We start from the raw sequence: 15,558 nt of genomic DNA on the forward strand, positions 1-15,558 counted from the left end.
CCTACACGCTGGCCTACAACGTGGGCGTGGTGAGCGATTACCGCTTCCGCGGCATCGCCCAGACCTCCAAGAAGCCCGCCATCCAGGGCGGCATCGACCTGACCCTCAAGTCCGGCCTGTACCTGGGCACCTTCCTGTCCAACGTGCGCTGGATCAAGGACTTCAACGGCGCCACCAAGGGCTCGCTGGAGATGGACCTGTACGGCGGCTACAAGACCGAGATCGTCAAGGACCTGACCCTGGACGTGGGCCTGATCACCTACCGCTACCCGGGCAACAACTCCGGTGACGCCGGCACGCCGGGCGCGGGCCTGTTCTCCAAGGCCGACACCAACGAGTGGTACGCCGCCGGCACCTACGGCATGTTCACCCTGAAGTACAGCCACGCCATGGGCAACTTCCTGGGCAACCTCAACAGCTCGGGCAGCGACTACGTCGACCTGAGCGCCGCCGTCGACCTGGGCAACGGCTACAGCCTGACCCCGCACATCGGCCACCAGCGCGTCAAGAACATCGACGTCGCCAGCTACACCGACTACTCCCTGACCCTGGCCAAGGACTTCGGCAACGGCTTCTCCGGCACCCTGGCCGCCATCGGCTCCGACGCCAAGAAGTCCTTCTACACCGACTACAACGGCAAGTTCATCGGCAACAACACCGTGGTCATCGGCGCGAAGTACACCTTCTGACCCGGCACCTGGAGCAAGACATGAAACTCGTCACGGCCATCATCAAGCCCTTCAAGCTCGACGAAGTGCGCGAAGCGCTCTCCGGCATCGGCGTGCAGGGCATCACCGTCACCGAGGTCAAGGGCTTCGGCCGCCAGAAGGGCCACACGGAGCTGTACCGCGGTGCCGAGTACGTCGTCGACTTCCTGCCCAAGGTGAAGATCGAAGCCGCCGTGGCGGACGACCTCGTCGAACGCGTGATCGAGGCCGTGGAGAGCGCGGCCCGCACCGGCAAGATCGGCGACGGGAAGATCTTCGTCTACGACCTCGAACAGGTGGTGCGCATCCGCACCGGTGAAACCGGCAAGGAGGCGCTGTAAGCACCGCGCCCGAACAGAGAAAGACACCAACCCATGAGAAAACTTCTCGCATCCCTCGCCCTCGGCCTGGGCCTGCTCGCCGGCACCGCTTCGGTGATGGCGCAGACCCCGGCCCCGGCCGCCTCCGCGGCGCCTGCCGCCACGGCCACCGCCGCGCCCGCGGCATCGACCGAGGCCAAGCCGGCTGACGCCGCGTCCGCCGCCCCGGCGGCCGCGGCGGCGGCTTCCGCCCCCGCGGCGGCGGCAGCGGCCTCCGCGCCGGTGCCCAACAAGGGCGACACCGCCTGGATGACCGTGGCCACCGCCCTGGTCATCTTCATGACCATCCCCGGCCTCGCGCTGTTCTACGGCGGCCTGGTCCGCAGCAAGAACATGCTGTCGGTGCTGATGCAGGTCTTCGTCATCACCTCGCTGATCTACGTGCTGTGGGCCATCTACGGCTACAGCGTGGCGTTCACCGCGGGCAACCCCTTCGTCGGCGGCTTCGACAAGCTGTTCCTCAAGGGCATGACGGGCGACTCGACCACCGGCACCTTCAGCAAGGGCGTCGTGATCCCCGAGCTGACCTTCATGTGCTTCCAGGCCACCTTCGCCGCCATCACCTGCGCGCTGATCGTGGGCTCCTTCGCCGAGCGCATCAAGTTCTCCGCCGTGCTGCTGTTCGTCACGCTGTGGTTCACCTTCAGCTACCTGCCGATCGCGCACATGGTCTGGTACTGGGACGGCCCGGACGCGATCACGGACGCCAAGACCCTGGAAACCGTCACCGCGAACGGTGGCTGGCTGTGGGCCAAGGGCGCGCTGGACTTCGCCGGCGGCACCGTGGTGCACATCAACGCCGGTATCGCCGGCCTGGTGGGTGCGTATGTGCTGGGCAAGCGCGTGGGCTACGGCAAGGAAGCCTTCGCTCCGCACAGCCTGACGCTGACCATGGTCGGTGCGGCCATGCTGTGGGTGGGCTGGTTCGGCTTCAACGCCGGCTCCAACCTGGAAGCCAACGGCGGTGCCGCCCTGGCCTTCGCCAACACCCTGCTGGCCACGGCCGCGGCCACGCTGTCCTGGATCGGCGGTGAGGCGCTCTCCAAGGGCAAGGCCTCCATGCTGGGCGCTGCGTCCGGCGCCGTCGCCGGCCTGGTCGCCATCACCCCCGCCTGCGGCTTCGTCGGCACCATGGGTTCGATCGTGATCGGCCTGATCGCCGGCCTGGTCTGCCTGTGGGGCGTCAACGGCCTGAAGCGCATCATGGGCGCGGACGACTCGCTGGACGTGTTCGGCGTGCACGGCGTGGGCGGCATGCTGGGCGCCATCCTGACGGGCGTGTTCGCCTCGCCCTCCCTGGGCGGCACGGGCATCTACGACTACGTCGCCAACAAGGTCAGCCCCGACTACTCCATCGCCAGCCAGGTGTGGATCCAGTTCCAGGGCGTGCTCACCACCGTCGTGTGGTCCGGCGTCGTGGCCTTCGTCTGCTACAAGATCGTCGACCTGGTGATCGGCCTGCGCGTCACCGAAGAGGAAGAGCGCGAAGGCCTGGACATCTCGTCCCACGGCGAGACGGCCTACAACCGCTGATCCCGGCGCGCCGCCCGCGCGGGCGGCGCCAGGGGACGGCAAGACCCCGGTCTTTTTGGATGTTCAGCCCGCCCGGCCCCGGCCGCGCGGGCTGTTTTCATGGGGCCGCAGCGAAAGGCCGCGGCTGAGCGCCCCGGCGCGGCCCCGCGCGGCACAATGGACCGGGTGGAATCCCTTGCCCTGGCCTGGTCCCCGGCCACCCCCACCCCCGACGCGCTGGGCGAATCGCCCTTCTGGCACCCGCAGGAATCGCGGCTCTACTGGGTCGACATCCCCGGCCGCCAGCTGCGCCGCATGCAGCCCGGCGGCGCCGTCGAAAGCTGGGCCATGCCCTCGGAGCCCGGCTGCGTCGCGCCCATCCGCGGCGGCGGCTTCCTGCTGGGCCTGCGCGACGGCATCTGGCGCGCCGACGCCTGGCAGGGCGGCCTGGCGCCGCTGGTGCGCTTTCCCCATGACGCCACCCGCATGCGCTTCAACGACGGCAAGGCCGACCCGCTGGGCCGCTTCTGGGCCGGCACGATCTGGGAGCCACGCGACGCCCGCCGCGCCGAGCTCTACTGCATCGACCTGCGGCCCGGCAACGGCAGCGACGGCAAGCCGGCGGTGCAGCTCAAGGCCCTGAACGCCACCGTGGCCAACGGCCTCGCCTTCTCGCGCGAGGGCCGGCGGCTCTACTGGGCCGACACCGGCGCCCACGTGATCCACGCCTGGGACTGGGACGGCGAGGCCAACGTGATGCGCAGCCACCGCGAATTCCAGCGCTTCACGCCCAAGCCCGCCGGCTGGCAGCCCGGCCAGCCGGGCTACGGCGGCCGCCCCGATGGCGCGGCCCTCGATTCCGCCGGCAACTACTGGTGCGCGATGTACGAGGGCGCGCGGCTGCTGTGCTTCTCGCCGGCCGGCGAGTGCCTGGCCGAGGTGCCGGTGCCCGTGCAATGCCCCACCATGCCCTGCTTCGGCGGCCCGGACCTGCGCACCCTCTACGTCACCAGCGCCCGCGAGCGCCGGCCGCCGCAGGAGCTGGCCGAGCGGCCCTGGTCCGGCCACGTCATCGCCGCCCGGGTCGAGGTGCCGGGGCTGCCCGTGGATTTCGTCATCGCCTGATTTCAAAAAGTTCATGCCGGCCACGGCAGGGCTGGCAGCCGCTGCGCGTACCATCCGGGGCCATGGCAGAAGCGCTCCAGCCCCTTATCGACCGCATCCGTGACGCGTCGGCCCACGGCCGCGCGCTGCGCATCCGCGGCGGCGGCACCAAGGATTTCCTGGGCGAATCCCTGCAAGGCGAGATCCTGTCCACCCGTGACGAGCCGGCCCTGGCCGGCGTCGTGAGCTACGAGCCCAGCGAGCTGGTGGTCACCGTGCGGCCCGGCACGCCCCTGGCCGAGCTGGAGGCGCTGCTGGCGGCCCAGGGCCAGTGCCTGCCCTTCGAGCCGCCCCACTGCGGCCCGGGCGCGACCGTGGGCGGCATGGTGGCCAGCGGCCTGGCCGGCCCGGCCCGCGCCAGCGTGGGCCCGGTGCGCGACTACGTGCTGGGCGTGCAGCTGGTGAACGGCCGCGGCGAGCACATGGTGTTCGGCGGCCAGGTGATGAAGAACGTGGCGGGCTACGACGTGTCGCGCCTGATGGCCGGCGCCTTCGGCACCCTGGGCCTGATGGTGGAGATGAGCCTGAAGGTGCTGCCCGTCGCGCCCGCCGAGGCCACCCTGCGCTTCGAGATGGACCAGGCGCAGGCCCTGCAGCGGCTCAACGCCTGGGGCGGCCAGCCCCTGCCGCTCAACGCCAGCTGCTGGGTCGAGGAGGACGGGCGCGGCGTGCTGTACCTGCGCCTGCGCGGCGCGGTGGCGGCGGTGCAGGCGGCCTGCCGCAGCCTGGGCGGCGAGCGTGTGGCCGATGCCCAGGCCGGCCCCGACTGGGCCCTGTGCCGCGAGCAGCGTTTGCCCTGGTTCGAGGCGCGCGGTGAGCGCGAGCTGTGGCGCGTGTCGGTGCCACAGGTGGCGCCGGTGCTGCAGCTGCCCGAGACGCCGCTGGTCGAATGGCACGGCGGCCAGCGCTGGGTGCGCGTGGCGCCGGGCGAGGGCGACCGTGTGCGCGCCGCGGCGGTCGCCGCCGGGGGTCACGCCACCCTGTTCCGCACGGCCCCGGGCAGCGGCCCGGCCCAGACCCGATTCACCCCGCCGACCGGCCCGCTGCTGCGCATCCAGCAGGCGCTGCAGCGCCAGTTCGACCCGGCCGGCATCTTCAACCGCGGCCGACTGCTGCAGGGCGCCTGAACCATGCAGACCCATCTCTCCCCGGAATTCGCGGGCACGGCCGAAGGGCGCGAGGCCGAGGCCATCCTGCGCCGCTGCGTGCACTGCGGCTTCTGCACCGCGACCTGCCCCACCTACCAGCTGCTGGGGGACGAACTCGACGGCCCGCGCGGCCGCATCTACCTCATCAAGCAGGTGCTGGAGGGCGAGCAGCCCACGCGCAAGACGCAGCTGCACCTGGACCGCTGCCTCACCTGCCGCAACTGCGAGAGCACCTGCCCGAGCGGCGTGCAGTACGGCCACCTGGTGGACATCGGCCGCAAGATCGTCGAGGAGCGCGTGCCGCGCGAGGCCAGCGACAAGGCGGTGCGCTGGCTGCTCAAGGAAGGCCTGCCCTCGCCGGCCTTCGGCCCGGCCATGAAGCTGGGGCAGGCCGTGCGCGGCCTGCTGCCGCAAACGCTGCGCGCCAAGGTGCCTGCGCCGCGTGCGGCCGGCGCGCTGCCGCGTCGCAGCCATGCCCGCAAGATGCTGATGCTGGCCGGCTGCGTGCAGCCGTCCATGATGCCCTCCATCAACGCCGCCACCGCCCGCGTGCTGGACGCCGCCGGCATCGAGGCGGTGGTTGCGCCCGAGGCCGGCTGCTGCGGCGCGGTGAAGTTCCACTTGAACGACCAGCAGGGCGGCCTGGCGCAGATGCGCGCCAACATCGACGCCTGGTGGCCGCACGTGGAACAGGGCGTGGAAGCCATCGTGATGAACGCCTCCGGCTGCGGCGTCACCGTCAAGGAATATGGCCACCACCTCGCGCACGATCCGGCCTACGCGGAGAAGGCGGCCCGCATCTCGGCGCTCACCCGCGACCTGAGCGAGCTGCTGCCCGACCTGGTGCCGGCCCTCAAGGAGCGCGTGCGGCCCGCCCCGGGGCTGATGGCCTGGCACCCGCCCTGCACGCTGCAGCACGGCCAGCAGCAGCGGGGCGGCGTGGAGCGCTGGCTGGGCGAGCTGGGCTTCCAGCTGCGCCTTGCGCCCAACGAGTCGCACCTGTGCTGCGGTTCGGCCGGCACCTACTCGGTGCTGCAGCCGGAACTCTCCAAGCGCCTGCGCGACCGCAAGCTGGGGCACCTGGGTGAGTTGCAGCCTGCCGCCATCCTGTCGGCCAACATCGGCTGCATCACGCACCTGCAGTCGGGCACCGACGTGCCGGTGCGCCACTGGGTCGAGCTGCTCGACGAGGCCTTGACGCCCTCCTGACATCTTGGTGTCAGGAGCCGGGCGTCCCCGCGCCCGGCTCGGGAAATCGCCCTGGGCTAAGGTCCGCGCCATGCGCCGTGCGGACCGACTCTTCCACATCATCCAGCTGGTGCGCGGCCGGCGGCTCACCACGGCCGCCTTTTTGGCGCAGCGCATGGAGGTGTCCGAGCGGACCATCTACCGCGACGTGGCCGACCTGGTGCGCCAGGGCGTGCCCATCGAGGGGGAAGCCGGCATGGGCTATCGCCTGGGTGCCGGCTTCGACCTGCCGCCCATGATGTTCACCCAGGACGAGGCCAAGGCCGTGGTCGCCGCGGTGCGCATGGCGCAGGCCTGGCTGGACCCGGTGCTGGCGCGCGGCGCCGAGGACGCACTGGGCAAGATCCTCTCGGTGCTGCCGGTGGAGGCGCGGGTCGCCGCCGAGGCGCTGGCGGTGTATGCGCCCGCGCACGGCCTGCCCGACGACGCGCAGCGCACGCTGCAGCTGCTGCGCGAGGCCGTGGCCGACCGGCGCAAGGTGCACCTGGGCTACCGTGACCACGCCGAGCAGCACACCGAGCGCGTGGTGCGGCCGCTGGGCTGCTTCTATTGGGGCAAGGTCTGGACGCTGGCCGCCTGGTGCGAGCACCGGGCCGACTTCCGCAGCTTCCGCATCGACCGGGTGCAGCACGCGCAGGCGCTGGAGGAGCGCTTCCGCGACGAGCCGGGCCGCACCCTCGCGGACCTGGCGCGCCACAACGAGCAGCGTGCGCGCGAAGGCTCGCCCACGGCCTGAGCCCCGCGCCACGCGGCAGGATCAGGCGGCCAGCGCCTTCTCGATGTCGGCCGCGAGCGAGGCCGGCGTGTCGTTGGGCGCGTAGCGCTTCACGCTGCGGCCGTCCTTGCCGACCAGGAACTTGGTGAAGTTCCACTTGATGCCCGTGCTGCCCAGGATGCCGGGCGCCTGCTTGCGCAGCCACTGGAACAGCGGGTCGGCCTCGTCGCCGTTGACCGCCACCTTGGCCATCATGGGGAAGCTCACGCCGTAGTTCTTCTGGCAGAAGCCGGCGATCTCCTCGTTGCTGCCCGGGTCCTGGCCGCCGAACTGGTTGCAGGGGAAGCCGATCACCACCAGGCCCTGGGGACCGTAGCGGCGGTGCAGCGCCTCCAGGCCGGCGAACTGCGGCGTGAAGCCGCAGGCGCTGGCGGTGTTCACCACCAGCACCACCCGGCCTTCGTACTGCGCCAGGGGATGGGGCGTGCCGGCCATGGACCGGACTTCGAAGTCGTGCAGGGTGCTCATGGCGCCGATTCTGCGCCGTCGGCCTTTTCCGTGCTGCCGGACAGGGCGGAGGCCGCGGCGGCGACCACGATGAGCGCGCCGCCCAGCAGCGTGCGCCCATTCAGCGCGGCGGCGCCCAGGGCGACGGAGGACAGGCTGGCGAAGACCACCTCCGACAGCATCACCAGCGCCGAGGTGTGCGCGTCCAGCCGCGAGGCGCCGTACTGCAGCCCGAGGTTCCCGCCCAGGAAGGCCAGGCTCAGGACCAGGGCCAGCCCCGCCCAGGCGGCGTCCAGCGCGGGGGGCAGGGGCACGATGCCGCTGGCGTGGCCGAACAGCGCGGCCAGGGCGGCCATGGCCGCGCCGCCGCCGAACATGGCCAGCACGCGCGCCTCGGCCGGCACCGCGTGCAGGCGGCGCAGCAGCACGTTGGTGAGCGCGAAGCTGAAGCCGCCGGCCAGCGAGAGCCAGTCCGCGGCGCCCTCGGGCACCGGCCAGGGCGCGCCCGGGGCCTTGAGCACGATGAACACGCCGGCCATGGCCAGCGCCAGGCGCAGCAGCGCGCCGGCGGTCGGCCGCTGCCCCAGCAGGGCCCAGGCCAGCAGCACGGTCCAGGCCGGCATCAGGTAGAACAGCAGCACCACCCGCACCACGTCCCCCACCGTCACGGCCCAGTTGAAGCCGACGTTGGTGAGGCCCGAGGCCACGAGCAGGATCCAGACGGCCGGGTGGCGCAGGAAGGCCGGCAGGGCGCGCGGCCGCACCGCGAGCATCAAGGCCATGGACACCGTGTACACCAGCGCGGTGCTCCACAGGGGATGCAGCCCGTGCGCCTCCAGCTGCCGCAGCGGCCACCAGGAGACGCCCCAGACGAAGGCGTTGGACAGCAAGGCCAGGCCCGCGAGCCAGCGCCCGCGGGCGGCCGATCCGGCCTCAGCCATGCAGGTGGTCGTTGCGCGCGATGCGCAGCAGGTGCTCGATTTCCTCGGGGTGGCGCCTGCAGTTGCGCAGGTGCCAGGCCCGGATCAGGACCATCACCCCGGCCACCGCGAGGCCGAAGGCGGTGATGGCGCCGTAGGCGCTCAGGCCCAGCCCGGTCGACAGGCTGTAGAAGGCGCCCAGCGCCAGGATGCAGGCCTGCTCGTTGAAGTTCTGCACCGCGATGGAGCGGCCGGCGCCCATCAGGTTGTGGCCCCGGTGCTGCAGCAGCGCGTTCATGGGCACCACCAGGAAGCCGCCCAGCCCGCCCATCAGGATGAGGAAGGGCGCGGCGACCCAGACGTTGTGGATGAAATTCATCAGCACGATGAGCACGCCCATCAGCACGCCCATGGGGATCACGCCGGTGGCGCCGTCCAGGCGCATGCGCATGGAGGCCACGATCGCGCCCACGGCGGTGCCTATCGCGACCACGCCGGTGAGCGAGGAGGCCTGCGTGGTGCTGTAGCCCAGGGCGGCGGCGCTCCAGGCCAGCACGATGTAGCGCAGGTTGCCCGAGACGCCCCAGAACAGCGTGGTGGTGGCCAGCGAGATCTGCCCCAGCTTGTCGCGCCACAGGCGGGCGTTGCAGGTCCAGAAGTCGGGCACCAGCTCCAGCGGGTTGCGCAGCATGGGGCGCATCTCGACGCCGGTGAGCGGAATGCGGGTGTTGAACCAGGCGGCCAGCGCGTAGATGAAGATCAGCACCGCGATCGCGGCCTCCGGCGGCGTGTCCACCCCGGTGTCGATGAAGGGGAAATCGAAGGACAGCAGGTGCGAGGACAGCGTGGGCCCGACCAGCTGGCCGCCCAGCAGGATGCCCAGGATGATGGAGGCGATGGTCAGGCCCTCGATCCAGCCGTTCGCCTTGACCAGCTGCGAGGGCGGCAGCAGCTCGGTGAGGATGCCGTACTTGGCCGGCGAGTAGGCGGCCGCGCCCAGGCCGACGATGGCGTAGGACAGCAGCGGGTGGGTGCCGAAGAGCATCATCACGCAGCCCACGACCTTGATCGCATTGCTGGCGAACATGACGGCGCGCTTGGGGTGCGCATCGGCGATCGCGCCCAGCCAGGGCGCCAGCACGACGTAGAACAGCGCGAAGATGGGAACGAGTGCGGCGCGCTGCCACTCGGCACCGCCCCCGGACTTGATCAATTCCACAGCCGCCACGAACAGCGCCTGGTCGGCCAGCGACGAGCAGAACTGGGCCGCCATCAAGGTATAGAAACCGCGCTTCATTCGTTGGGCGCATCAGGCCGCCTGATAGGCGGCGAAATCACGTGCTGTCTCCTTGAAACCAAGGGGTTATATCACGGGGGTCCATGACAGAATCCCGCAAGAAGGCTGTAACGGCCGCCGTCCTCTTGCCATGCCGCGTCCCATCCTCGCCACCATCCACCGCCCGGCCCTGCGCCACAACCTCGCGCGCATGCGCGCCGCCGCCCCCGACGCCCGCGTCTGGGGCGTGGTCAAGGCCAACGCCTACGGCCACGGCATCGCCCGCGCCTACGACGGCCTGCGCGCCGCGGACGGCTTCGCGCTGCTCGACCTGGACGAGGCCCAGCGCGTGCGTGACCTGGGCTGGCGCGGCCCCATCCTGCTGCTCGAGGGCGTGTTCGAGTCGCGCGACCTGGAGCTGTGCTCGCGCCTGGGGCTGTGGCACACGGTGCATTGCGAAGCGCAGATCGACATGCTCGCGGTGCACAAGACGCACCAGCCGCACCGCGTCTTCCTGAAGATGAACAGCGGCATGAACCGCCTGGGCTTCCGGCCCGCGGCCTACCGCGCCGCCTACGCCCGCCTGGACGCGCTGCCGCAGGTCGACGAGATCTCGCACATGACGCACTTCTCGGACGCCGACGGGCCGCGCGGCATCGCGCACCAGCTGCAGGTCTTCCTGGAGGCCACGCGCGACCTGCCGGGTGAACGCTCGCTGTCCAACAGCGCGGCGGCACTGCGCTTCGGCGGCGAGCCCGCGGTGCGCGCCGACTGGGTGCGCCCCGGCATCGCGGTCTACGGCAGCGCGCCCGATGCGCCCGTGCACGACGCGCAGCACTGGGGCCTGCAACCCGCGATGACGCTGTCCACCCGCATCATCGGCACCCAGGACCTGCAGGCGGGCGACACGGTGGGCTACGGCTCCAGCTTCACGGCCGAGGCGCCCATGCGCATCGGCGTGGTGGCCTGCGGCTATGCCGACGGCTACCCGCGCCACTGCGGCACGGGCACGCCGGTGCTGGTCGAGGGCGTGCGCACCCGGCTGGTGGGCCGCGTCAGCATGGACATGATCACCGTGGACCTGACGCCCGTGCCCCAGGCCGGCCTGGGCAGCGAGGTCACGATGTGGGGCCGCGGCCCGGGCGGCGCGCTGCTGTCGGTCGACGAGGTCGCGCAGGCCGCGGGCACCGTGGGCTACGAGCTGATGTGCGCCCTGGCGCCGCGGGTGCCGGTGCAGGTCGAGGACTGACCGCGTCCGCGCGGACGCGGGCCGCGCAACCGGCTTCAGCGCCGCCGCAGCCCCAGCGCCATCACCGCGCCCACCACCACCAGCGCGCCGGCCACCTGCACCGGGGCGATGGACTGGCCCAGCACCAGCCACGCCAGCACCAGCGCGCACACTGGCTCCACGTTCATGATGGCCGAGTTGCCCACCACGCCCAGCCGTGGCAGCACGGTGAACATGATGGTGAAGGCCGTGCCGTACAGGAAGGTGAGGGCCGCCAGGCCGCCCCAGCCCACCGGCGCATCCGGCCAGTGGAAGCCGCCCTGCAGGCCCACCGTGGTCAGGGCCACCAGGGCCGCGATGCCCATGGTGGTGGCGGTGCGCACGCGCCCGTCCACGTCGCCCGCCTCGTGCTGGGTGAGCACCAGGGCCAGACCGAAGCTGCAGGCGGCCGCGAGCGCGAAGCCCACGCCGGCGCCGATGCGGCTCCACTGGCCCGCCGCACCCAGGCCCGAGGCGGCGCCGAACACATCCAGCGCCATCGCCAGCCCGACGAGGATCACCGGCATGGCGACCAGCATCGCCCGTTCCGGCCGCTGGCCGTAGACCACGCGGGCCCACAGCGCCGTCCAGATCGGGTAGGTGTTGAAGGCCAGCAGGGCCAGCGCCACCGGCAGCCGCGCGACGGCGGAGTACAGGCACAGGCTCTGCAGGCCGATCAGCAGCCCGATGCCCGGCAGCATGCGCTTGTGGCGCGCGCTGAAGCGCAGCCGCACGCCCTGCACGCGGATCAGCGCCAGCAGCACGCCGGTGGTGACCAGGCTGCGCACCACGACGGCCGTGGCCACGTCCACGCCGTGGTTGAAGGCCAGCCGGGCCGACACGTGGTTCGCGCCCATCATGAGCGCGATCAGCAGCAGGGTGGCGAAGGCGGTGCCCGAGAGCGCGCGGGTGGGCGCGGCGACGGCCTTGGCCATCTCAGTACAGCCCGTGCACGCGGGCGTGCAGGCGGGCCAGCCCCAGCAGCGCATCGGTGAAGGGCGTCTCCACCTTCACCAGCTGGCCCAGTTCGCGCACCACCGTCACCAGCGCGTCGAGTTCCACCGGCCGGCCGGCGTCCACGTCCTGCAGCATGGAGGTGCGGAAGGCCCCCAGCTTGCGCGTCACCTGGTGCCTGTCCTCGGGCTGCTGCGCGATGGGGATGCCGATGCGCGCGCCGATCTCCCGCGCCTCCAGCATCACGCGGCTGATGAAGCCGCGCACCAGCTCGTCGTCCATGATGCGGTCGGTGGTTGCGCCCGTCATCGCGCTGACCGGGTTCACGGTCATGTTGCCCCAGAGCTTGTACCAGGCGTCTTTCTGGATCTGCTCGGCGATGGGCGCCTCGAAACCGGCGCGCTCCAGCAGCGCCGCCAGCTGCTGCACCCGGGCGCTGCGTTCGCCCGTGGGTTCGCCGACGATGAGCTTCTGGCCGAAGTGGTGGCTGACGTGGCCCGGGCCGGCCAGCGCGCAGCTCGCGTGCACCACGCAGCCGACGATGTGCCGGGCGGGGATGGCGCGGGCGATGGCACCGTCCGGGTCCACGGCCTTCAGCCGCGTGCCGGCCAGCGGGCCGCCGAAGCCCTCGAAGAACCACCAGGGCACGCCGTTCATGGCGGTGAGCACCACCGTGTCCGGCCCCAGCAGCGGGGCGATGGCCGCCGCCACCTGGGCCATGGCCGGCGCCTTCACCGCCACCACCACCAGGTCCTGTGGGCCGAGCTGGGCGGGGTCGGACGCGGCGCGCACCGCCGCCGTGTGCAGGGTGCCGGCTTCGTCCAGCCGCAGCCCGTGCGAGCGTACGGCGTCCAGGGTCGCGCCGCGGGCCACCACGCTCACGTCGCAGCCCGCCTGCGCGAGCTTCACGCCGATCCAGCCGCCGATGGCGCCGGCGCCGTAGATGCAGACTTTCATGCCGTCCTACCGCTTGTAGCTGTCGTCGATGCGGTCCAGGCGCCGCACCAGCGCATCGAACACATCCTGGCCACCGCCGAAGCGGGCGTCGAACTGGAAGGCATCGTGCGTGGTCTTGCGCGCCACCGCCTCGGGGATGGGGATGGCCCGCCCCAGCGCCGCCTGCGCGACCTGGACGTCGCAGGCTCTCTGCAGCGTCCACAGGCGCGTGAAGGCCAGCGGCAGCGTGGGGCCGACGGCGAGCAGGCCGTGGTTGCGCAGGATCAGCAGCGGCTTGCTGCCCAGGCTGGCCAGCAGCCGCGGCGCCTCCTCGGCGTGCACGGTGATGCCCTCGAAGTCATGGTAGGCCACCATCTCGTGCAGCTGCGCGGAATAGAAGTTGTTCTGCGCCAGGCCGCCGTCGGTGCACGCCACGGCCAGGCCGCTGGTGGTGTGGGTGTGCATCACGCAGTGCGCGCCCGCCACGTGGCCATGGATCGCGCCGTGGATGGTGAAGCCCGCCGGGTTCACCGGCCAGGGGCTGTCGTCCAGCTTGCGGCCCTCGATGTCGATCTTCAGCAGGTTGCTGGCCGTCACCTCGCTGTAGTGCAGGCCGAAGGGGTTGATGAGGAACTGCCGCTCGCCCCCGGTCACCGAGTCGGGCAGGCGCACGGTGATGTGGTTGTAGATCATCTCGGTCCAGCCGAGCTGGTCGAAGATGCGGTAGCAGGCGGCGAGCTCGACGCGGGCCCGCCATTCGTCGGGGTGCATGCGGCTCATGCGGCGCCCCGCGGCTTGAAGCGCGCCACCAGTGCATTGGTGGCCTTGACCAGCAGGTGCGTGTCCACGCCCACGGCCAGGAAGTCGGCGCCCATGTCCAGGTAGCGCTGCGCCACCGCCTCGTCCACCGCCAGGATGCCGGCCGCCTTGCCCGCCGCGTGGATGCGGCGTATGGCGTCCGCGATCGCCGCCTGCACCTCGGGCGCGTTGGGGTTGCCCACGAAGCCCATGGCCGCGGACAGGTCGGCCGGGCCGATGAAAACGCCGTCCACGCCCTCGGTGGCCGCAATGGCGTCCAGGTTCTGCAATGCCTGCACGGTCTCGGCCTGCACCAGCAGGCAGACCTGGTCGTTCGCTTCCTTGGGGTAGTTCGGAAAGCGCCCCCAGCGCGAGCCGCGCGCCCCGCCCATGCCGCGGATGCCCGCGGGTGGGTAGCGCATGGCCTGCACCAGCTGCGCAGCCTGCTGGGGCGTGTCCACCATGGGCACCAGCAGGGTCTGCAGGCCCAGGTCCAGGTACTGCTTGATGAGCGCGGTGCCCACGTTGCCGTGGCCCACGGGCACGCGTGCGATCGCGTGGCTCGCGGGGTAGGCGGCGATCACCTGGGCCTGGTGCTGGATGCTCTGCAGGTCGTTGGGCGAATGCTCGCCGTCGATGAGCAGCCAGTCGAAGCCGGCGCCGGCGCAGATTTCGGCCGCGGTGCCGCCGGCCAGGCCCAGCCAGAGGCCGATCTGGGTGCGGCGCTCGCGCAGCGCCTGCTTGAAGGGGTTGGTGGGGGTCTGCATGCGGTCCTGCCTGTGGGTGTTGGGGAAGTGTCTCTCAGGTGAACTGGAATTCGAAGCGGCCGAGCGGGCCATAGTCGGCGTCGAAGCGGTCGCCCGCCTTCGCCGGCACCGGCCGCGTGAAGGAGCCCGCCAGCACGATCTCGCCGGCCTCCAGCCGCTCGCCCCAGGGGAAGAGCTTCATCGCCAGCCAGGCCACGCCCACCGCCGGGTGGCCCTGGACGCCGGCGGCCAGGCCGGTCTCCTCCACATGGCCGTTCTGGCGCAGGATGGCGCCGCACCAGGGCAGGTCGACCTCGCGCGGGTTCACGCGGCGGCCGCCCAGCACGATGCCGGCATTGGCCGCGTTGTCGCTGATCGTGTCCTGCACGCGGCGCATGGCCCGGGTGTGGCGGTCGAACTGCTCGATGCGGGCGTCGATGATCTCGATCGCCGGCGTGACGTACTCGGTGGCTGCCAGAACGTCCTCCACCGACACCTGCGGCCCTTCGAGGCGGTGCCGCAGCACGAAGGCCAGCTCCACCTCGACCCGCGGCGCGATGAAGCGCTGCGTGGGGATGTCCCCCGGGCTGAAGAGCATGTCGTCCAGCAGCGTGCCGTAGTCGGGCTCGTCGATCTGGCTGGACTGCTGCATCGCCCGCGAGGTGAGGCCGATCTTGTGGCCCACCACCCGGCGCCCGGACGCGATCTTCAGGCGCACCCACTCGCGCGAGATGGCGTAGCCGTCTTCCACCGTCATGCCCGGGAAGCGTTTGGAGAAATGCTCCACCTGCACCCGGGAGCGCTCGCTCTGGTCGAGTTCGGCGGCGAGCGCGTGGATGCGTTCGGGGTCCAGCATGGGGGTCAGGCCTTGTTGAAGAGGGGGTGCAGGCTGGAGAACTTCGCGTCGTAGACCTGCCCGGGGCTGACGTCGACCTGCAGCGTGATGCCGACCGGCCGGCTGGCGAGCAGGGCGGCGCAGCGCTCGCGCACCGTCGCCATCAGGGTGTCGCCAGCCTGCTGGTGGACGGCGCCGCTGCGGCCGGCGCCCATGCGCAGGTTGAGGTAGATGAAGCCGTACTCGCCTTGGCCGTCGGCGACCGCGTGGTGCGTCGCCGGGTAGGCCAGCACGCGCGTGCCGCCGGTCGGGAAGACCTGCTGGCCGGCTTGGTCGCGCAGCGCCAGCATGGTGTCGGCGAGCGCCCGGCACAGGCCCGCCATGTCCAGTGCCGGCTCGATGTCGGGCGTGTAGAGGATGACGAGGTGGGGCATGGCGTCAGGGG

At 71.6% G+C, this 15,558-nt stretch carries 17 protein-coding genes; 8 read left to right on the plus strand and 9 right to left on the minus strand.

The window, feature by feature from the left end; translation table 11 throughout:
- The 7 genes from IM725_RS17190 to IM725_RS17220 all read left to right on the plus strand — a co-directional run.
- Nucleotides 1-689, plus strand: a 689-nt coding sequence (locus IM725_RS17190) for a TorF family putative porin (RefSeq protein ID WP_193781862.1), incomplete at its 5' end; no start/stop codon positions are given.
- Nucleotides 690-709: 20 nt separating this feature from the next.
- A complete protein-coding gene (gene glnK / locus IM725_RS17195) occupies nucleotides 710-1,048 on the plus strand; it encodes a P-II family nitrogen regulator (protein WP_193781863.1) in 339 nt (112 codons plus the stop codon).
- Between the two features lie 33 nt (nucleotides 1,049-1,081).
- Nucleotides 1,082-2,620, plus strand: coding sequence for an ammonium transporter (locus tag IM725_RS17200; protein WP_193781864.1), 1,539 nt, complete (start codon nucleotides 1,082-1,084; stop codon nucleotides 2,618-2,620).
- A gap of 156 nt (nucleotides 2,621-2,776) precedes the next feature.
- Nucleotides 2,777-3,724: an SMP-30/gluconolactonase/LRE family protein gene (locus tag IM725_RS17205; protein WP_227753897.1), complete on the plus strand. Its 948-nt coding sequence runs from the start codon at nucleotides 2,777-2,779 to the stop codon at nucleotides 3,722-3,724.
- A gap of 62 nt (nucleotides 3,725-3,786) precedes the next feature.
- Nucleotides 3,787-4,890: a glycolate oxidase subunit GlcE gene (glcE, locus tag IM725_RS17210; protein WP_193781866.1), complete on the plus strand. Its 1,104-nt coding sequence runs from the start codon at nucleotides 3,787-3,789 to the stop codon at nucleotides 4,888-4,890.
- A 3-nt stretch (nucleotides 4,891-4,893) separates the two neighbouring features.
- Entirely contained in the window at nucleotides 4,894-6,120 is a 1,227-nt protein-coding gene (gene glcF / locus IM725_RS17215; RefSeq protein WP_193781867.1) for a glycolate oxidase subunit GlcF, read from the plus strand.
- A gap of 70 nt (nucleotides 6,121-6,190) precedes the next feature.
- Nucleotides 6,191-6,895 carry a helix-turn-helix transcriptional regulator gene (locus tag IM725_RS17220; RefSeq protein WP_193781868.1) on the plus strand — a complete coding sequence of 235 codons (705 nt, stop codon included), beginning with the start codon at nucleotides 6,191-6,193 and terminating at the stop codon, nucleotides 6,893-6,895.
- Nucleotides 6,896-6,916: 21 nt separating this feature from the next.
- On the opposite strand, the gene IM725_RS17225 is transcribed toward IM725_RS17220, so the two are convergent.
- Genes IM725_RS17225 through lplT form a run of 3 tightly spaced genes read right to left on the minus strand, consistent with a single transcriptional unit; the run spans nucleotide 6,917 to nucleotide 9,598 of the window.
- The gene (locus tag IM725_RS17225; protein WP_193781869.1) at nucleotides 6,917-7,402 is read right to left on the minus strand and encodes a glutathione peroxidase; all 486 of its coding nucleotides are present in this window, start codon (nucleotides 7,400-7,402) and stop codon (nucleotides 6,917-6,919) included.
- Complete coding sequence (locus tag IM725_RS17230) at nucleotides 7,399-8,322, minus strand: DMT family transporter (protein WP_193781870.1); 924 nt, start codon at nucleotides 8,320-8,322, stop codon at nucleotides 7,399-7,401. Before IM725_RS17230 ends, IM725_RS17225 begins: the two co-directional genes overlap by 4 nt.
- Nucleotides 8,315-9,598 carry a lysophospholipid transporter LplT gene (lplT, locus tag IM725_RS17235; RefSeq protein WP_193781871.1) on the minus strand — a complete coding sequence of 428 codons (1,284 nt, stop codon included), beginning with the start codon at nucleotides 9,596-9,598 and terminating at the stop codon, nucleotides 8,315-8,317. The genes IM725_RS17230 and lplT overlap by 8 nt, the downstream gene beginning before the upstream one ends.
- Before the next feature lie 130 nt (nucleotides 9,599-9,728).
- On the opposite strand from lplT, the gene alr reads away from it, so the two are divergent.
- Nucleotides 9,729-10,826, plus strand: coding sequence for an alanine racemase (alr, locus tag IM725_RS17240; RefSeq protein ID WP_193781872.1), 1,098 nt, complete (start codon nucleotides 9,729-9,731; stop codon nucleotides 10,824-10,826).
- A 35-nt stretch (nucleotides 10,827-10,861) separates the two neighbouring features.
- On the opposite strand, the gene IM725_RS17245 is transcribed toward alr, so the two are convergent.
- From IM725_RS17245 to IM725_RS17270, 6 genes are read right to left on the minus strand one after another with little or no spacing between them, the layout of a single operon-like run.
- Nucleotides 10,862-11,779, minus strand: a complete 918-nt coding sequence (locus IM725_RS17245) for an EamA family transporter (RefSeq protein WP_193781873.1) — start codon at nucleotides 11,777-11,779, stop codon at nucleotides 10,862-10,864.
- 1 nt (nucleotide 11,780) lies between these two features.
- Nucleotides 11,781-12,755 carry a 2-dehydropantoate 2-reductase gene (locus IM725_RS17250; RefSeq protein ID WP_193781874.1) on the minus strand — a complete coding sequence of 325 codons (975 nt, stop codon included), beginning with the start codon at nucleotides 12,753-12,755 and terminating at the stop codon, nucleotides 11,781-11,783.
- A gap of 6 nt (nucleotides 12,756-12,761) precedes the next feature.
- Nucleotides 12,762-13,514: a class II aldolase/adducin family protein gene (locus IM725_RS17255; RefSeq protein ID WP_193781875.1), complete on the minus strand. Its 753-nt coding sequence runs from the start codon at nucleotides 13,512-13,514 to the stop codon at nucleotides 12,762-12,764.
- On the minus strand, nucleotides 13,511-14,299 hold the full coding sequence (locus IM725_RS17260; protein ID WP_193781876.1) for an aldolase/citrate lyase family protein: 789 nt from the start codon (nucleotides 14,297-14,299) through the stop codon (nucleotides 13,511-13,513). The genes IM725_RS17255 and IM725_RS17260 overlap by 4 nt, the downstream gene beginning before the upstream one ends.
- 34 nt (nucleotides 14,300-14,333) lie before the next feature.
- A complete protein-coding gene (hpaH, locus tag IM725_RS17265; RefSeq protein WP_193781877.1) occupies nucleotides 14,334-15,134 on the minus strand; it encodes a 2-oxo-hept-4-ene-1,7-dioate hydratase in 801 nt (266 codons plus the stop codon).
- A gap of 5 nt (nucleotides 15,135-15,139) precedes the next feature.
- Complete coding sequence (locus IM725_RS17270) at nucleotides 15,140-15,547, minus strand: 5-carboxymethyl-2-hydroxymuconate isomerase (protein WP_193781878.1); 408 nt, start codon at nucleotides 15,545-15,547, stop codon at nucleotides 15,140-15,142.
- Between the last annotated feature and the right edge of the window lie 11 nt (nucleotides 15,548-15,558).

The sequence above is a fragment of the Ramlibacter aquaticus genome (assembly GCF_015159745.1).
Lineage (GTDB): Bacteria > Pseudomonadota > Gammaproteobacteria > Burkholderiales > Burkholderiaceae_C > Ramlibacter > Ramlibacter aquaticus.

Excerpts from the sequence above, each read along its gene's own strand:
- IM725_RS17245 (WP_193781873.1), bottom strand. The coding sequence starts at position 11,779 with ATGGCCAAGGCCGTCGCCGCGCCCACCCGCGCGCTCTCGGGCACCGCC.
- IM725_RS17250 (WP_193781874.1), bottom strand. The coding sequence starts at position 12,755 with ATGAAAGTCTGCATCTACGGCGCCGGCGCCATCGGCGGCTGGATCGGC.
- IM725_RS17200 (WP_193781864.1), top strand. The coding sequence starts at position 1,082 with ATGAGAAAACTTCTCGCATCCCTCGCCCTCGGCCTGGGCCTGCTCGCC.
- glcE (WP_193781866.1), top strand. The coding sequence starts at position 3,787 with ATGGCAGAAGCGCTCCAGCCCCTTATCGACCGCATCCGTGACGCGTCG.
- IM725_RS17270 (WP_193781878.1), bottom strand. The coding sequence starts at position 15,547 with ATGCCCCACCTCGTCATCCTCTACACGCCCGACATCGAGCCGGCACTG.
- IM725_RS17230 (WP_193781870.1), bottom strand. The coding sequence starts at position 8,322 with ATGGCTGAGGCCGGATCGGCCGCCCGCGGGCGCTGGCTCGCGGGCCTG.
- lplT (WP_193781871.1), bottom strand. The coding sequence starts at position 9,598 with ATGAAGCGCGGTTTCTATACCTTGATGGCGGCCCAGTTCTGCTCGTCG.
- IM725_RS17255 (WP_193781875.1), bottom strand. The coding sequence starts at position 13,514 with ATGAGCCGCATGCACCCCGACGAATGGCGGGCCCGCGTCGAGCTCGCC.
- IM725_RS17220 (WP_193781868.1), top strand. The coding sequence starts at position 6,191 with ATGCGCCGTGCGGACCGACTCTTCCACATCATCCAGCTGGTGCGCGGC.
- hpaH (WP_193781877.1), bottom strand. The coding sequence starts at position 15,134 with ATGCTGGACCCCGAACGCATCCACGCGCTCGCCGCCGAACTCGACCAG.
- IM725_RS17260 (WP_193781876.1), bottom strand. The coding sequence starts at position 14,299 with ATGCAGACCCCCACCAACCCCTTCAAGCAGGCGCTGCGCGAGCGCCGC.
- IM725_RS17205 (WP_227753897.1), top strand. The coding sequence starts at position 2,777 with ATGGACCGGGTGGAATCCCTTGCCCTGGCCTGGTCCCCGGCCACCCCC.
- glcF (WP_193781867.1), top strand. The coding sequence starts at position 4,894 with ATGCAGACCCATCTCTCCCCGGAATTCGCGGGCACGGCCGAAGGGCGC.
- IM725_RS17225 (WP_193781869.1), bottom strand. The coding sequence starts at position 7,402 with ATGAGCACCCTGCACGACTTCGAAGTCCGGTCCATGGCCGGCACGCCC.
- glnK (WP_193781863.1), top strand. The coding sequence starts at position 710 with ATGAAACTCGTCACGGCCATCATCAAGCCCTTCAAGCTCGACGAAGTG.
- alr (WP_193781872.1), top strand. The coding sequence starts at position 9,729 with ATGCCGCGTCCCATCCTCGCCACCATCCACCGCCCGGCCCTGCGCCAC.